Here is a 17002-nt window from a genome sequence, read left to right as displayed (position 1 = left end):
CGGAGCGTTTTACAGCGTGGTCGTGGTGGCCGTCGAGTCCCACGTGGTGCCGTCGGTACCGGCGGCGTCCCAGGTCGTACCGTCGGTCGAGTCCCACGTGGTGCCGTCCGCACCGGCGGAGTCCCAGGTCGTACCGTCGGTCGAGTCCCACGTGGTGCCGTCCGCACCGGCGGAGTCCCAGGTCGTGCCCGCCGCGAGCACCGACACGGAGTCCCAGGTCGTACCGTCGGTCGAGTCCCAGGTGGTGCCGTCGGCGCCGGCGGAGTCCCAGGTGGTGCCCGCCGCCACCGTCGACGCGGAGTCCCAGGTGGTGCCCGCCGCGGTCGAGACGGAGTAGCCGCCGATTGCCGCGGTGAATGCGACAGCACCGGAAACAATTGCGACCGACAGCTTGGCGGCGACATTGAACTTGACCAGGGAAGCGGCGGAGTTCTTCATTTCTTAATCTCTTTTCTTGAGCGGTTGTTCTTTCCTCGCACAACCAACTCTGCGCCTTTCGGAGCCCACGGACCAGGCATGTCGGAGTCAGCAAGTTCCCCGCCGATGACAGCTTCCTGCCACCGGCGCCGGACACCGCCTACCCACGCCGGGGCCGCTCTCCCGTCGGAAGCCGCGGCCGGCACCGCATGCCCTCCCGCTCCGGCGGGCCCCTACAGCGCGATGAGACCCGCTCCGGTCGCCTGGAACCCGCAGGATTCGAGATAGAAGCCCCGGAGATGATCGTCGAAGTCGACGTGGAGCCACTCGCACCCGGCCGCCCGGGCCTGCCTGACGGCGACGGCGACGAGCTCGGTCCCCACCCCGTGCCGCCGCAGCCGCGCGGTCACCAGCGTGTCGAGGACGAAGGCGTGGACGGCGCCGTCCCACGCCACGTTGACGAAGCCGACGAGCTCCTCCCCCTGCCTGGCGCAGACCCACCCGAGACTGTGCCGGTTGACCTGGGCCCACCAGTCGTCCTGCAGGGGCGCGTGATCGAAGCCCTCGGCGTGCAACGCGTTGACCGCCGCGTTGTCGAACCCCCCGCGCCACTCATACGTGATCGTCATGAGGCGACTTTAGGAAGGACCCTCCGGCGACGGCCAACACAATTCGCTGGAGATATGCCCGGATCTCCGCCGGCGCCCAGGGCCGTCGCCCGCATCGGACGCCGGCGCCCTCGCCTGTGCCCGCCGGATCCGCGGGGAGTCGGTCACCGTGATCGCCGGGCACCGGCCGCTCGACGCTGTATCGGGCGCTGGAAGAGGGACTCAGCGCAGGAGCCCTGCCCCTCACGGCTGACCGTAGAAGTATCGTGTGTGTTCGCGGCCGAGTCGTTCCGCCACCAGCCACACACCGGTAATCGACTCAGCCAGAATGAATGCTTTCGCCCCACACTCCTCCGATGAAGCATTCCATCGTGCTCTCTGGCGCTACAGGGCGTTCTCGCCATGCTGAATGTAGTAATGGATCAAACTGAGCGTATGGGCGCGCTCGAAATCATCGTTTTCGTGGCTGAGATGTGTCTTCCCCGCCGCGTTCAGGGCAGTTTAGGCAGCCTCCTCCGGATTGGAGTTGAGCGCCGACACCAGCGTCCGGGCTGCATTGTGTTTCAGCAGTAACTGTCCGGATTCCGTGTCATGACCGGGGACCAGAAGAGAGGTGGAGCCCTCCTCTTCCAGAGCCCCCCTCGCCTGAGCCAGAAGACGGTTGGCCAGACTCCCCACCTTGCCGCGGATCTGCCCGGCACGGACTCCACGTTCTTTTTCCGCGATCAGTTCCAGCGCTTCGTCGATCAATTCGCCGCGCAGGCCCGTGGTACGTACGGCCATCTCGGCTGCGATCAGGGCGATCTCCGGTAACTTGTCCCGTGTGGGGACCGCGGCGATCGCCGCGATGCGCGGGTCACGTGCGACCAGGCCTTGCGCGTCGTCGTCGAGAAGCAGCGCAGGACGTTGCGGGGCGGTGAAGTCCGTTGCGACGACGAGGCCGAGATGTGGCTCGTCGAACCAGGTTCGATCGAGGCGGATGCCCGAAAGCTCCTCGCCGGCCGTCAAGGCGGCGGCCATCCAATCCTCCCGCCACTGTTCCGGGGCCAGGGTGAGGTTCAGGGATGCAGCCGAGGAGTCGAGCTCCTCCACGTCGAGGGGGTCGAAGGCCGTTACAAGCTCCCCGTGCGCGGCGTAGGAGATACGCGCGTCATGGTTGACGGTCCAGTGGAGGCTGAGCGCCTCACCCGCAGCGGACAGCTCTCGCAGCAGGGCGGAGCCGCTCCCGCTGAATCCGACGGGTTCGACGACCACCGTGCAGTCACCGTGCGATGCGAGAAGGATGATCGCGCCGGTGCCCTCATCAAGGCCGTAGGCCTCCTCGCACACTTCGTTCCAGGTCAGTTCCGTGAGCCGGCCGTAGTCACCGCCGAATCCCCGGACGACGTCACGGGTCGCGACACCGCTGACCCAGGTGATGCAGGCCTGCTCCGGAAAGGTATCGCGCAGGTTCGCGTACGCGCTGAAGACCTCATTCATGATCTTTCCATTGTCTCTGGAAGGCAGACGCAGGGCGGCGCAACCGCCCCGCACCATGTCATGACCTAGGGCACCACAGGGCCGGGGATATTGTCCTCAATCCCGTCAACGGTGCAGGTCGCGTAGTCGAGGACCTCGTCGGGGAAGGGGTTGGTCACCACTATCCCTGGGAGGCCGCTCGACGGCCTGGTCGCGCCCTGCACGATCACGTCTACCCAGAACGGTGATAGTTCACGGATCCGGTGTCGCTGATACCAGGCCCCCAGCCGGGACCCCGAGGAGCAGTTGTCCTTCACCGGAATGAGCTCTACCGAATAGTCGTAGGTCGAATTACTCGCGCCTTCGACGGTGGAGGCGAAGGGGTATTCGTCGCAGCTGTCCGGACTCTTGTAACCGGGTTTCACCACTCGACAAGCGGGGATGGCCACCCCACGGTTCTTACCGATCACCGCCTTGTTCCGGGTGCGGTGCAGGCAGCGTCCGATGACGCCGTTCACCCTCTCACAGCCAGGATTGGCGCGGTCAATGCGCCCGGGGATGTTCTTCTGCGTCCCGCGCCCTGGATCAGTGTCTGGCGAGCGGTACAGCGCGGCCCAGATGTGAAGAGCGCTCCTGAGGACCTTCTTGTCGTTTCCGTCAAGGACGAAGGTGGGTCGGATCGAGTCCACGACGCAACCACCGCTGTAGGCAGTGATCCAGTCCGCGCTGTCACAGATGAACGACTGGTCCCACTCCTTACCCTTGCGGTCCAATGAGTAAGCCGATAATAGCTGTCCATGAGCTCGGGATTGTTCATGTATTTGATCGAAGGCTCGAGAGAGCAAGTGCCGACCTTGTCGGTATGAGGGAGACAGCCCCAAGGAACATCGAGAGTGATTTCGAGGTCACCACCGCCACACCACTGGACAACGCTGCCCTCATGGCCGTACCCGAGATCCTTTGCCTGACCGTTCTCCTGATAAGTGGCGTCACAATTGCTACCCTTCTCCCCGAACGCAACCTTGAAGCGATTGTCCTTCCAATTGGAGCCGTAGATATCGACCTTGTCGACCCGCACCCAGGCTTTGATCTGACGGCTGTTCACGCCGGAGGGACCATTTGGCGGCGCTGATGAGGTCCGTGCTGCGGTCCCCCTCGTCGTCTTCGTCGCGCTCACCGATCCACATCGCGTAGCACACACTGAAGGAGTTCTTACAACTGAACGCCTGGTTGTGCAGGGAATTATCGTTACTTGGCGAGTTGAGGTCGCCCACGGCCTTCTGGCATTCCGCGTACGACATGCGTTCGTAGGGAAACTTCCTGGCGGCCGCTGCCTGGGTCTTGGGCGAGACGTCGGTGGGCGCCTGCGCGGACGGCTTGACCGACGGCTCCGCCACGGCCGGCCCGGCCACATCGATGCGCAAGCCTTGCCAGCCCGACCAGGAGCCAGCCGCAGACCCGGTCCTGGTGCGGGCCCGCCAGCGCACCTTCCAGCCGTCGGTCAGTTTCCCGGTCGGAACCTGGAGAGCCCCGGTGGTTCCGGAGGAGACGTTCGTGGCGGTGCCGGACCAGATCAGTCCCTGCCCTTGTGATGGTGCCTTCGGGTCATGGGCGACCTCGAACTCCACGGTCGAGCGGCGCCACAGTGGGTCGGACGCCTTGGCTATGAGGTGCGGCGTCGTGGTCGACGTGATCGCGTTGCCGTCCTTGGTGGTGAACGGGCGCGTCCACATCGTGCCGATGGACGGCTTGATGTCGCGCCTGGGCGTGGTGGGTTGCGGTTCCGCCTGGGCCTGTACCGAGGGACTGGGGGATGTGTCGGTGATCTTCGGCTGGTCCTGCTTCCTGGCGATGATGTCCGAATCGAGCCTCTCGACTGATTCCACGGAACAGAAGCTGGGCGTGTGGCAGGCGGCCGGCGGGGGTCAGCGGCCCAGGCCGGCGTCGCGGGCGCGGACGATGGCCTCCGCCCGGTCGGCGACGTGCAGCTTGGCGAAGATGTTGGAGACGTTGTTGCGCACGGTTTTCTGCGACAGGAACAGCGCCGACGCGATCTGGGCGTTCGACCTGCCGGCCGCGACCAGCGACAGGATCTCCCGTTCGCGCGGCGTGAGCTGCGGGAACGCCCCGTCGTCCGCCGGCGGCCCACCGGCGAAGAACTCCGCCACCCGGCGTGCGATCGCGGGGCCGAAGATGGCCTCGCCGTGGGCGACAGAGGTGATCGCGCGCCCGATCTCGGCCTGGTTCGCGCCCTTCAGCAGGTAGCCGCGGGCCCCGGCCCGCATCGCGGCGAACAGGGTGGCGTCCTCCTCCGACATCGTCAGCATGACCACCCCGATGTGCGGACTGTCGGCGGCGACCCGTCGGGTCGCCTCGATCCCGTCCAGCTCCGGCATCCGGACGTCCATCACCACCACGTCCGGCTGCAGCTCGGCGGCCCGCTCGACCGCCTCCAGCCCGGTGGCGGCGGTGCCCACCACCTCGATGCCGGGCATCGAGCCCAGCAGCGCCGCCAGGCCGTCGCGGTATACCGGGTGGTCGTCGGCGAGGAGCACCCGGATCGGCTCGTCAGACACCTGTCATCTCCGTTACCTGTCCTACCTGTTCTACCTGTTCCAACGGGAGCGTCGCATGGACCAGCGTGCCACCGTCGGCGGGGCAGGTGACCTCGCAGCCGCCGCCGAGCTCGGCAGCCCGCTCCCGCAGCGAGAGCATCCCGACCCCGGCCACGACGTCCGCACCGATCCCCGCGCCGTCGTCGCGCACCAGGACGTCGAGCACCCGCCCGTCCACGCGCAGAGTGATGTCACAGTGCGAGGCGCGCGCGTGCCGGGTCACGTTCGTCAGTGCCTCCGACACGATCCGGTAGGCCGCCACCTCCACCGCCGCGGGCAGCGCGCGGAGTGCCTCGTCGCCGGTGACGGTGACCGTCAGGCCGCTCGGCCGCAGGCGGTCCGCCTGCTGTTCGATCGCCCGGAGCACGCCCAGTTCGTCGAGGGCCGGCGGGCGCAGGTCGTGCACGATCTGGCGGATGTCGGCCATCACCGTCGCGACCTCGGCGGCCGTCTGCTCAAGGATCCGGTCGGCTCCGTCGGGTGAGGTGCGGGCCAGGTTCCGGGCGGTCTCGATCCGTAACGCCACCGCGCCGAGACTCGGTCCCAGCCCGTCGTGCAGGTCGCGCCGGAGCCGGCGGCGTTCCTCCTCGCGGGCGACCACGAGCTGGGCGCGGATGCGCTGCAGGTCGACGGTCAGCTCGGTGGCGCGGGCCGCCGCGGCCGCCTGCCGTACGAGGTCGCCGAGGAGCCGCTGGTCCCGTTCGGTCAGGTCGGTCCGGCACAGCACCAGCCGTCCCACCGTCTCGCCGCGGTAGGCGACCGGCAGCGACACCGACGGCCCGCGCGGTGAGCCGTGCTCGACCACCGAGCGTTCCCCTCCTGGGCGTTCGATCTCCACCCGGACATAGGACAGCCGGAACGCCTCGGCCAGCGTCCGCGCCACCGCGATCAGCTGCCCGTCCGGATCGACGGTCAGCTCAAGCCGCTCGGCCAGCGTCGAGACCGTCGCGTACGGATCGTTCCGCGACCCGCGCAGCAGCCGGCGGCCCGCCCGCATCAGCCACGCCCGCATCGGCATGTAGACCACGGCGACGATCGCGATCGCGGCGAACGTGGCGCGCCGCTCGTCGAGCACGCCGGCGGCGACGGTGAACACGGCGGCGTCGACCACGACCGCCAGCACGGCGAGCACACCGTACAGGACCGTCGCCGACAGCAGCCGGTCGACGTCGTACAGCCGGTATTTGGTCACCGCGACCACCACGGCGGAGGAGGTCAGCGCGATCGCGACCGCGAGCAGGAGCGCGGGGACGTCCGGCGGCAGCACGAGCGGGAGCAGCAGCACAGACATGTCCACGAGCGCGGCCCACATCAGCCAGCGGATCTGCGCCCGCCGCTCGGCGTCGGCGCCGCGGTAACGGTGCACCATGACCGCGAACGGCACCACCAGGCTCACCACCACCCCGGCGTGGGCGACGTGCAGCGCGGGCTCCCAGATCTCGTACGGCAGGCCGACGCTGAACGGGTCGAGCGACAGCCTGGCGATCTCGGGGGGCAGCGGGGTGTCTTCGTAGCGGGCCAGCACCGCCATCGGCGCCAGCAGCCGCAGCACCGGCAGGAGCGCGGTCAGCGCGAGGCTGGCGGCCGACAGCCGGCGCCACGCCGTGGCCGCCGGCAGCCGTCCGTCCGGGAACAGCAGGATCAGCAGGGGCAGCCCGAGCAGCAGCGCCGCGCCGAACCTCGTGTAGAACCAGTAGGCGGCCGACGCCCCCGGTGTGCCCGGCGACACGTAGCTCGCGTACGTCGCCCAGCCTGCGGTGAAGCCGTTCAGCAGCCACATCAGCCCGGAGAGGGTCAGCACCCAGGCGACGGGGTGCCGCGGCAGCCGCCACAGCAACAGGAGACCGGGCAGCATCTGCACCGCCCCGGCCAGCGCGGACGGCCAGCCGGGGTCGAGATCGGCGCTGTGCGCCACCTCCACTCCAGCGGCGCGGACGTCCAGCAGCACCGTGCCGACGGCGATCGCGACCACGACGACGGCCAGTACGCCCGGCAGGCGAGCCCTGCGCGCTGCCGGCAGTCCGGCCGGTCCCATGTTCTCCACGACATGCATTGTCACCTGCCATATGTCCTGCCTGTCCCGGGACCACCGTCCCGACCCGGGACGGGACGGCCGCCCCTGGACGGGGAGCGGCCCCCGGGGCGGAATCCGGGACCACCGGCCCTGCCCGCCCGGGTCCACCGGCGCGGACTCTGGATCCGCACGTCGGACGCACCGCCTGACCCGGCGGCGCCCATGCGCGCACACAAGGATTCCGCCCGCAGGAATTCGCAGAAACTAACAGGAATTCACTGGAACTCACTGGAACTCACAGGAAAGGGACCAGCCACAATGGACGCGCACATCACGAACACGCCGGCCAAGGCACGTACGGACGTCAGTCCTCCCGGCACCGCACCGGCCGCGCGGCCCCCCGCGATCGCCCCCGGCACGGTCCGCCGCCTCGGACTCGGGCTGGCGGCCGGCACGCTCGTCTGGGCGGTGAGCATCTTCCTGTTCGACCCCACGGCCGGCGGGACGGAGGGGCGGATCGGCGACCTGGCCGGACTGGCCTTCCAGCTCGGCCTGTTCGGCCTGCTCGCGGTGCAGATGCGGACCCGGGCGGGCGGGACGTCGCGCGTCTCCGCGGTGATGCTCAAGGTGGAGGTGGTGCTGCTCGCCCTGGCCTCCGCCTGGTCGCTGCTGCACGCGATCCTGCCGGAGGCGGCCGGCGACGGGGTGGTGCTGGCGGTGCTCGACGTCTTCTGGCCGCTGTCGATGCTGGGCATGTTCGTGATCAGCGTGAAGCTGGTGCTCGCCCGCAGGTGGCGGGGGCCGCTGCGGTGGTGGCCGCTGGTGGCGGAGAGCTGGGGCGTCGTGACGGTCCCCGTGTTCGCGCTGCTCGGCGAGGCCGCCTCCCGGTGGGTCGGCGGCGGCCACCTGCTCGTCGGATACGCCGCGCTCGGGCTGCTGCTCGTCTGGCGCCCGGAGCTGACCTTCGCCGGGCAGGAGAGCCCCGCCGTGCAGGACGGGAAGTGAGCCGCGCGGGACGAGAGACAGACCCCTGTGGAGCGGGAGGTAACCGGTATGAGGCGCGAGGCGAACGGCACGCCGGCGGGCCGGCGGCCGCTCCGGGGTGATCGGTGGGCCAGCCCGGAGCGACCGATGGGCCACCCGACCGACGGCCGTCCGGAATGGGGGCCGGTGCGCCCCGGGAACGGCCCGTCCAAGCCCCTCCGGATGACGCGTTCGAACACACCCGGGCCCGCCGGAAAGCGTCCGGCGCCGCGCACGCCGTACAGGATCCGTCGAAGTCGAAGGAGCGCTGGAAATTAAACTCCCCGTCCGTCTTCATGGAGCCGCACTGTTCGAGGGACAAGCATGACGAAAATAGGCCGCGAAATCGTTTCATGGAATCGGCGGGCGGACTGGTTATATCGAGATCTGAGTCTCCGTGGAGACTTTGGTGTGCCCTGATTCTCGTGGAGTCGCGTTTCCGAATTCTCATGCCACGATGAGTCGGCGACCCACCGCGCTGCGGTCACCAGGACCCGTCAGGAATCACGTAACACGTGTTGCTGGACTCAAGCCATTCCTGGTCGAGGCCTCGTCCGGTGATGCGTTCGATCAGGATCAGCGCCGTAGCGATGTTCGCCTCCGTGTCCGGGCTGTCCACGAACGACAGCCCGTCCAGGTATCCGTCCAGCGCATGCCGATTGGCCCCACCTCGACGGGATGAGGGGGAGAAATCCATATAAGTGAGGATCCGTCCATCGGACGCGTAGATGAGCTGTTCGTCGCCGTCAGCGTTCCAGCCGATCGCCACCGCGCGGCCCCCGCCGCTGGACACGATGGACAGAGCCCGATCGCGCAGGCAGTCCCAGCCCCGTAGCTGCAGGATCAGGACCCAGGAGCCGGCCTGACCGATGAGGACGACGCCGTCGCGCTCGCCGGCGTCGCCGGTGTGTTCATGGACGTCGTGGATATTGCATTCCGCCGCGGTATCGAGGTCGGCCCGCATCCGGCGGGCGGCTTCGTGGGCGTCGACTCCCTCGACCCAGGCGGCGTGGAAGCCGAAGTAATCGTCATCGAGCCCATATTCGTCCAGGACGTCGTAGTGGGTGCGGCCCTCGCTCATCGTCTTCCTTCCGTGGAGCATGGCGGCTCGTGGAGCATGGCGGCCCCGCCTGGAGAGCGGGGCCGCCATGTCGGCCTTACTTGATGTTGACCCAGAACTGGCTGCCGTTGAGGAACCGGTAGCGAGCGTAGAAGATGCCGAGATCAGTCCCGGCGTTCCCGTTCTGCTCTGCGAGAAGCGCTCGGATGGAGTAGTTGTATCCGGCGGAGCCCGCCCCTTCCTTGGTGGACCCGAAGGGGAACTCGTCACACTGCAATTCGCCGCGGACGTCGTCCGGATCGGGATCGTCGTCGCTGTCGGCCTTCGGGAACCATTCCCGGCAGTCGATGTCCTTTCGGTACTTGTTCTTCCCTCGATACGTGCTCCCGTCCGGGGCCTTGGTGGACTTGGAGACGTATGTCAAGGCCGGCCCCCCGGTAGCGTAGTTGCCCGGGATTCTCTTAGCGATGGGTGAGCCGTTCGCGTCCTTGAAGTGAGGGGCGGTCAGATGCGGTGAGTAGAACGCGTCATGGATATGCTTGGCCACATCGCCCATAAACGGGTCGCTCCGATACATGGTGTAGAGGGCGTTGGCCCCCACCAGGACGCATCCGCCCTTGTACACATGCTTGGTCAGGCTGTCGCAGCGCACCTTGGCGGCGTTGTCGTTGGTGGCCGTCGGGTTCCGCGGGATGTCCCACAACTCGACGCTCTTGTCCGGCCAGGCCGGAATGTGAAGCGTCAGCCAAGGACGGATCGTGCAGCTGTCGAAAAGGGCTCCCGAGGAGCGGAAGACGAACTCGGTCCGCCATTCCTCACCGAGGTCCGGCACGTCGCCGACACGCTCGGCCGGCCCCTCGATCTGGGTGCAGTTGCTCGTCGCCTTGCCGGCCTTGGCCCGGACCCGGAGCTTCAGCGTGCCCAGCACCAGGGCGTCGTCGTCGCCGGTGACGAAGACGTCGGACAGCTTCGTCCACACCTTGATGTCGCGGGGCAGGCGCCCTGCGGTGCCGCCCTGGACGCCGGTGGCCGTCTCGTTGCCGGCATAGGTGTGAATGGCGACCGACACGCGGAAGTACATCCAGCTCGGGACGGGGAAGACCACCGTCTTGCCCGTCTGCCTGGTCTTCTCCGTGTCGACGGTCCAGACCAGCCAGCTGTGGAACCTGGCTGTGCAGCCGCTGTACGGACGGGCCTCACCCCAGACGTTGTCGGCCAGTCGGTCGTCGTCGTCCTCGTCCTCCCGCTTGTCCTCGCACCACTCCAGCGTGTGGCGGTCGTAGGGGAACGACTCCGTCGCGGCGGCGCGTACCGTGTTCTGTGCCGCGGGCACCTTTGCCGTGGGCGCCTTCTTCTCGCCGGAGACGGCGGCGCTCTTGGTGGGCGACGCTGCGGGAGAGGCGGGCGGGTCGGCCAGTGTGGCGACCTGGCCCGCCGTCAGCGCGTTCTGGTAGATCCGCACCTCATCGAGATCACCGATCATGAACGTGCCCAGAGTGACCGCACCCGCGCTGTTCCATGCCGGCCCGGTGACCGGCGTGGTCTTGACCGGGGTGCCGTTGAGATACAGCGTGGCCGACTTGGCCTCGGCATCGTAGACGCCGGCCAGGTGGAACCACTCGCCCGTCGGCGGTTCGACGCCGGCCAGCACACCCTCGGTGGTCGCGTCGACGGCGTCGGCACTGGTCAAGGTGAACACCAGCCCGTGGTCAGGGTCATTGCCGAGGCGGAATGGTGCCTGCTGAGCTCCCTTCTGTTCGATGACACTGTAGGCGCCGTCCTTGTCGTCCCACTTCAGCCAGGCCGCGACGGTGAAGCTGTCGTCGGTCCGGATCACTGGCCCGCTGGTCTGAGCCAGTGGTTCCTCGCCGGGGTGAACGACGTCCACCTTGAGCTCCTGCCAGTCCGACCACGTGCCGGTGGCGGTGGCCGAGACCGCGCGGGCGCGCCAGCGCACCTGCCAGCCGTCGGTCAGCTTGCCCGCCGGGACGGCGGCCGTGGCCTGGGACCCGACAGGGAGGTCGGCCAGCGCCGTCGCCCAGATCTGTCCCGTGCCCTGCCCCGCCGGCGCGGCCGGGTCGTGCTCGACCTCGAACTCGGCGGTGAGATTGTCACCGCGAGGGTCTGCGAGCGTGGCTCGCAGTTCCGGCGTCACCGTATAGGTGACCGTCTTTCCGTTCACCTTGCGGGAAGGGGTCGCCCGCAGTTCGCTGACGGCCGGCGCCGAGACGGGCCGCTCAACGGTCAGCTGCTGCCACTCCGACCAGGTCGAGGCCAGCTCAGCGGTGAGCGAGCGGACCCGCCAGCGCACGACCCAGCCGTCGGTCAGCTTGCCCGCCGGGACGGTGGCCGTGACCTGGGTACCCGCTGCGGCATTGTCCACCGCGGTGGTCCAGATCCGCCCGCTCCCCTGGCCCGCCGGAGCCGACGGGTCGTGCTCGACCTCGAACTCGGCCCGCAGGTTACCGCCGGGGGCGTAGGTGACCTGGGCGTGCAGCGACGGCGTCACCACGGTGGTGACGGTCTTGCCGTCGACCACCTGCGACGGGGTGACCTGGAACTGGCCCACGCCGGGCTTGGGGATCTCCACGGCCAGTTGCTGCCAGGCCGACCACGGCGAAGAGGCGGTGTCCGAGACCGCGCGAGCGCGCCAGCGCACCAGCCAGCCGTCGCTCAGCTTCCCTGCCGGAACTTCGGTCGCGGCCTGGGAGCCGACCGCTACGTTGTCGACAGCGGTGGTCCAGATCTGCCCGCTCCCCTGGCCCGCCGGAGCCGACGGGTCATGCTCGACCTCGAACTCGGCCCGCACCGGCTCGCCGCGGGGGTCCAGTACGGTGACCCGCAGCTGTGGGGTCACCGTCGAGGTGACGGTCTGCTCGCCCACCTGCGCCGAGGGCATGACCTGAGGCTTCTCCACGGCCGGAGCCGAGCCGGGCTGGTCCACCAACAGCGGCTGCCAGTCCGACCACGGAGAGGAGAGCGTGCCGGCGACCGTGCGGGCCCGCCAACGCACCGCCCAGCCGTCGGCCAGCTTGCCGGCCGGGACGGTCACCGAGCCCTGCGTCCCCGCCGGAACACCGTCGGCGGCGCCGGACCAGATCTGGCCGGTTCCCTGGCCCGCCGGAGCCGACGGGTCGTGCTCGACCTCGAACTCGGCCCGCAGGTTACCGCCGGGGGCGTAGGTGACCTGGGCGTGCAGCGACGGCGTCACCACGGTGGTGACGGTCTTGCCGTCGACCACCTGCGACGGGGTGACCTGGAACTGGCCCACGCCGGGCTTGGGAACGGCGACCTTCACCTGCTGCCAGGCCGTCCAGGTCGAGGAGGAGGCGCCCGCCAGGGAGCGTACCCGCCAGCGCACCAGCCAGCCGTCGGCGAGCTTGTCGGCCGGGACGGTCACCGCGGCGGCGGTACCGGACGCCACGTTGTCCAGTGCCGTGGCCCAGATCTGACCACTGCCCTGGCCCTGCGGGGCGGACGGGTCGTGCTCGACCTCGAACTCCACGCGTGAGGCACTGGCCTGCGGATGGGACACCGCCGCGCGCAGTTCGGGCGTCACCGACGAGGTGACCGTGGCACCGTCCTCGCTCTGCGAGGGGATGACCTGCGGCTGGCCGACCGCCGGATCGGTGGCCGGATCGAACACGTCGACCTGGAACTTCTGCCATCCCGACCAGGCCGGGGTGGATCCCGGCGTGGTGGCCTTGACCCGGAACTCGTACGCGATCTTGTCCGACAGCTTCCCGGACGGGACCGTCACCGACGTCTGGGTGCCGGAGGCGACACCGGTCACCGACATCGACCACAGCACGGTGTCGGTGAGGTAGTCGGCGACCTGGAAGTCGACCGTGGCCGTGCCGCCGAGCGGGTCGGTGACTCGGGCCAGCAGCGTGGGGGTCAGCGACGAGACCACCGTGACGGCGTTCACGGTCTCGGCCGGGGTGACCTGGAACTGGTCCGTCACCGCCTCAGGCACGTCCGCCGTGAAGAACTGATACGACGACCACGCCGAAGTCGCGCCGCTGGCCGTGGCCCGCACCCGCCACTCGTACTTCGTACCGTCGACCAGCTTGGCCGACGGGACCGTCACCGACGCCTGCGTGCCGGAAGCGACGTTCGCCGCCGATCCCGACCACACCACCACGTCGTCGGAGTACCGCGCCACCTCGAAAGAGGCCGTGACCGGCCCACCGAGTTGGTCGATGACCCGAGCCAGCAACGTGGGGGTCAGCGAGGTGGTGATGGCGCCGTCGGAGGCGGTTCTGGAGGGGCTGACCTGGAACTGGTCGACCCGCGGTGCCGCGTCCACGGTGAAGAACTGATACGCCGACCAGGCCGGGGTCGAACCCGGCGTGGTGGCCTTGACCCGCCACTCGTACTTCGTACCGTCGACCAGCTTGGCCGACGGGACCGTCACCGACGCCTGGGCCCCGGAAGCGACGTTCGCCGCCGATCCCGACCACACCACCACGTCGTCGGAGTACCGAGCCACCTCGAAGGCGACCGTGGACACACCGCCCAGCGGGTCGGTGACCCGCGCCTGCAACTTCGGCGTCAACGACGCGCTCACGACGGAAGAACCCGTCCCCGACGACGGAGTGACCTGGAACTGGTCCACCACCGCCTCAGGCACGTCCGCCGTGAAGAACTGATACGACGACCAATCGGAAGTGGTACCACCACTGGTGGCCCGCACCTGCCATTCGTACCGGGTGCCGTCCACCAGCTTGCCGGACGGCACGGTCACCGACGCCTGGGCTCCGGAAGCGACGTTCGCTGCCGACCCGGACCATACAAGGCTGTCATCAACGTACTTCATCACCCGGAACTCGACCGTGGACGCGACCCCGCCGGCCTCGGTGACGGTGGCCTTCAAGGCCGGCGTCAACGACGGCGTCACGATGGATCCGGACACCGTCTGCGACGGCTCGACGGCGAACCCGCTCACGGTCGGCACCGCCGCAGCGGCTCTGGGCAGCGGTCCGGACCGCTCTGGCGTCCCAGGCTGCTGCAGCACTCCCGCGAGCCCGTCGGCGGGTGCGTTCGTCACCGCACCGCCGACCTTGCCGGTGGTCCACGTCGTGGTCTCGTTCACCTTGGCCTGGTGCCCGTTGCCGGAGGAGTCGGCGGCGACGTCTCCCGAACCCTCGTCGAAAGTCCAGTGTGCCGCCGCCTGCAGAACAGTGGTGAAGGACCAGGAGTCCGCCGCCATTCTGTTACCGGCGGCGTCGTGGGCGAGGGAGACCTCGACCGTGTAGCGAGTTCCACGCAGCAGGGGCTGCTCGGGGGTGAAGATGAGCACCTTGCGCTCGGTGTCGAGCTTCGCCGTGCCGGGCACGACGTTGCCCGTGCGATCCTTCAGCGTGATCCGCTCTTCCCAGACCGGCTCGCTGAACACGGCTCTGACCTGAGCCGTCGTCTCCGCATCCGAGGCACCACGGGTGGGGCCGACCTCCACCAGAGCCGGCGGAGTCCTGTCGTCGATGTCAGGGCCGTCCACCTCCTCGTTCTGAGGGTTCGACCAGTCTTCGCCCGGCAGCGGCCCCAGCTTGTCGGGCCCGATCTCGTAGGGGACCGTGCGGGTACCTTCCGAGGTCACCAACTCTTCCACAGGCACGCCGGCCCGGTCAGGCACGCCCTCGTAGGGCTCACGGTGCAGCGCCGACGCCTCTTCGAACGTCGGCGGCGAGGTGCGGCGCGGTCCCGACTCCGAGAAATAGGTCAAGATCTTCGGCGCGGGGGTGAAGTCGACGGTGAGCTGTGGGCCGTGCGCGCCCCAGCCGTCGGTCTGCTCCTTGGAGCGGTAACGGCGCCAGTTCGTCAGGTCGGACTCGTTGCCGGCGGCGAGCTGGAAGCCGTAGTTCGGCTCCCCGTAGGCCCACTCCTGGACGATGTCGTCGACGGAGTGGATGAGGTCGGCCGCGTAGTTCATGGAGCCTGAGCAGTTGGTGCTGTAGGCGCCGTACTCGGTGTCGGCGCCCGCGCTGGTGGCCAGCGGCTGGTTGCTCCAGGTCAGGGTGGAGACGTCCCACCGCTCGGTGACGCGGCGGGCGGTGATGCCCGAGCCGACGTACAGGCCGCAGTCGTTGGACAGGTAGTTCCACAGCACCAGGTCGGCGTTGTCGACCGTCCCGCCCCGCAGCGGGGAGTCGGCCGGGATCTCGTCGAAGCGGATGTAGCTGCGCCAGCGCACCGAGCCGCTGTTGGACTTGCCGGCCAGGATGCGGTCCAGGCCGCTGTTGGCGTAGCCGTCAGGGTAGTCGGCGTTGTTGACGAAGGTGTCGTTGCCCAGCTCGGGCTCCCACCAGTCGGAGTCGGCGGCCGTCACGGTCACCGGGTAGGCGACCGCGGGGTCGGCGAGGAAGGCCGCGTCGGGGGCGAGCAGCAGGGCGGAGCCGTCCGGCTCCACGCTGACCGGCGCCGCGCCGACCCTGCCGGCGTCGATCGGCCCGTTGGGGTCGTTCGCAACGGCGTCCAGCACCAGCGGCCGTGGGAGGTCGGCGATCTTCTTGCCGTCCTCGGCCAGCAGGGCCGGCTGCCCGGCGGCGTCCGTGCCGTAGGACATGCCCTTGGGCAGGTCCACCGGCAGGCGGAAGGTCACCGGGCCGCTCGGCCGCTCGCGGATGACGATCTTCTGCCGGAAGCCGGTCGCGGTCGCGGTGACCACCAGGTCCACGCCCTCGCCGTAGGCCGACCGGTAGGTGGCGGTACTCCCCTTCAGCTTGGGCTTGGGCAGGTCGCCGGGAGCGGCGATCTCGGCGGTACCCCGTTTGGTCGTGCTCTTCAGCAGGACGGTGTCTTGGCCCGCCGACAGGGTCAGGCCGCCCTTGACGGTCTTGGGCTTGATGACGCCGTCGGCCTCGACGAGGGTGGTGTCGATCGGGGTGAAGCCCTCGCCCTTGGCCTTCTTGACCCGGATGGGCTGGGCGTGCATTTCCATCCGCAGGGTCTTGCCGTCGGGGTTGGCGAAGACCGTCGTGCTTTCGGTCTGCTTGGAGGGGATCTCCACGCGTTTGCCGGTCGTGCGGGCTTTCTTTTTGGCGGCCTCCACTACCTGGTCCACGATCGGGGTGCCGCCCTTGGGGGCGGGAGCCGGCGGCGCCGGCTGTGTCGGTGCCGGAGTCGGCGCCGCTCCTTGCTGGGCCCATGACGGCGCCGCCGCCAGACTGACGATCATCGCCACGGTGAGTCCCGCCGCTGCGGCGTTCGCCAGCCGGCGCCTGCCTCGTCTGCGACGAGATAAGGGAGGAGGAGTTTTCCCTACCCCTGCGGTTGATGGCACGTATCACTCCTGTACACATGCGAGTGGCCCGTGCGACGACACGGGCCACTCGAACAAGATTTCGACATACAGGAACGTACTCGTAAAATTTACTTAAAGATAGATAGATCATCAAGATTGGTGATCATGGCCAACTAATCGGCGGTTCTAGATCAACAAATGCCATGCCGCCCAAGCCCTATCGATATCCGCGTCTTGATGCATGCCACAGCAGAGCCGCACGGCCGACCACGTCCCGGAGTGATCTCACTCGACGGTGAAGGTGAGAGCCCCGATTTCCGGCAGGACGCTCGCCGTGCAGCAGACACCGCGCTCATCGCTCTGGCTGCGACGGCGCTCGTCATCACGACCGTCTTCCGGGAGCGAACGCCACCGACCGAGCCTGAAGCGCCTCACCCGCTGTAGAGGCGGACCGAGGAACGCTGAGGATCCCTTCATTACCGGGGAAGGGCCGAACCGATAGTGATCCTTACGCTCACCCGTGCCGATGCCATCGGGCCTGCAGATCCTGTCGCGTGGCGATCG

General features: G+C 68.7%; 10 protein-coding genes. 1 reads left to right on the top strand and 9 read right to left on the bottom strand.

Annotated features, from left to right (window positions below; all coding sequences use genetic code 11):
* Nucleotides 1–9 precede the first annotated feature (9 nt).
* The 7 genes from J2S55_RS24260 to J2S55_RS24230 all read right to left on the bottom strand — a co-directional run bounded on the left by J2S55_RS24260 (nt 10) and on the right by J2S55_RS24230 (nt 7151).
* A complete protein-coding gene (locus J2S55_RS24260) occupies nt 10–438 on the bottom strand; it encodes a hypothetical protein (protein ID WP_306865240.1) in 429 nt (142 codons plus the stop codon).
* A 212-nt stretch (nt 439–650) separates the two neighbouring features.
* Complete coding sequence (locus tag J2S55_RS24255; RefSeq protein WP_306865237.1) at nt 651–1046, bottom strand: GNAT family N-acetyltransferase; 396 nt, start codon at nt 1044–1046, stop codon at nt 651–653.
* A 480-nt stretch (nt 1047–1526) separates the two neighbouring features.
* Nucleotides 1527–2504, bottom strand: coding sequence for a DUF6461 domain-containing protein (locus tag J2S55_RS24250; RefSeq protein ID WP_306865235.1), 978 nt, complete (start codon nt 2502–2504; stop codon nt 1527–1529).
* A gap of 65 nt (nt 2505–2569) precedes the next feature.
* On the bottom strand, nt 2570–3256 hold the full coding sequence (locus tag J2S55_RS24245) for a NucA/NucB deoxyribonuclease domain-containing protein (RefSeq protein ID WP_306865234.1): 687 nt from the start codon (nt 3254–3256) through the stop codon (nt 2570–2572).
* A gap of 225 nt (nt 3257–3481) precedes the next feature.
* Nucleotides 3482–4369, bottom strand: a complete 888-nt coding sequence (locus J2S55_RS24240) for a hypothetical protein (RefSeq protein WP_306865232.1) — start codon at nt 4367–4369, stop codon at nt 3482–3484.
* A 39-nt stretch (nt 4370–4408) separates the two neighbouring features.
* A complete protein-coding gene (locus J2S55_RS24235) occupies nt 4409–5059 on the bottom strand; it encodes a response regulator (RefSeq protein WP_306865229.1) in 651 nt (216 codons plus the stop codon).
* Complete coding sequence (locus J2S55_RS24230) at nt 5052–7151, bottom strand: sensor histidine kinase (RefSeq protein ID WP_306875554.1); 2100 nt, start codon at nt 7149–7151, stop codon at nt 5052–5054. The genes J2S55_RS24235 and J2S55_RS24230 overlap by 8 nt, the downstream gene beginning before the upstream one ends.
* 279 nt (nt 7152–7430) lie before the next feature.
* Between J2S55_RS24230 and J2S55_RS24225 the strand changes: the two genes are divergently transcribed.
* Nucleotides 7431–8117, top strand: a complete 687-nt coding sequence (locus J2S55_RS24225; protein ID WP_306865226.1) for a hypothetical protein — start codon at nt 7431–7433, stop codon at nt 8115–8117.
* A 502-nt stretch (nt 8118–8619) separates the two neighbouring features.
* Here J2S55_RS24225 and J2S55_RS24220 read toward each other — a convergent pair.
* On the bottom strand, nt 8620–9216 hold the full coding sequence (locus tag J2S55_RS24220; protein WP_306865224.1) for a DUF6461 domain-containing protein: 597 nt from the start codon (nt 9214–9216) through the stop codon (nt 8620–8622).
* 76 nt (nt 9217–9292) lie between these two features.
* A complete protein-coding gene (locus tag J2S55_RS24215; protein ID WP_306865222.1) occupies nt 9293–16258 on the bottom strand; it encodes a DNRLRE domain-containing protein in 6966 nt (2321 codons plus the stop codon).
* Nucleotides 16259–17002 lie beyond the last annotated feature (744 nt).

Source organism: Streptosporangium brasiliense, from assembly GCF_030811595.1.
GTDB lineage: Bacteria > Actinomycetota > Actinomycetes > Streptosporangiales > Streptosporangiaceae > Streptosporangium > Streptosporangium brasiliense.
The sequence above is the reverse complement of the archived record's forward strand: the minus strand, read 5'-3'. Positions and strand labels throughout refer to the sequence as shown.

Excerpts from the sequence above, each read along its gene's own strand:
- J2S55_RS24230 (WP_306875554.1), bottom strand. The coding sequence starts at position 7,151 with ATGCATGTCGTGGAGAACATGGGACCGGCCGGACTGCCGGCAGCGCGC.
- J2S55_RS24225 (WP_306865226.1), top strand. The coding sequence starts at position 7,431 with ATGGACGCGCACATCACGAACACGCCGGCCAAGGCACGTACGGACGTC.
- J2S55_RS24220 (WP_306865224.1), bottom strand. The coding sequence starts at position 9,216 with ATGAGCGAGGGCCGCACCCACTACGACGTCCTGGACGAATATGGGCTC.
- J2S55_RS24250 (WP_306865235.1), bottom strand. The coding sequence starts at position 2,504 with ATGAATGAGGTCTTCAGCGCGTACGCGAACCTGCGCGATACCTTTCCG.
- J2S55_RS24260 (WP_306865240.1), bottom strand. The coding sequence starts at position 438 with ATGAAGAACTCCGCCGCTTCCCTGGTCAAGTTCAATGTCGCCGCCAAG.
- J2S55_RS24255 (WP_306865237.1), bottom strand. The coding sequence starts at position 1,046 with ATGACGATCACGTATGAGTGGCGCGGGGGGTTCGACAACGCGGCGGTC.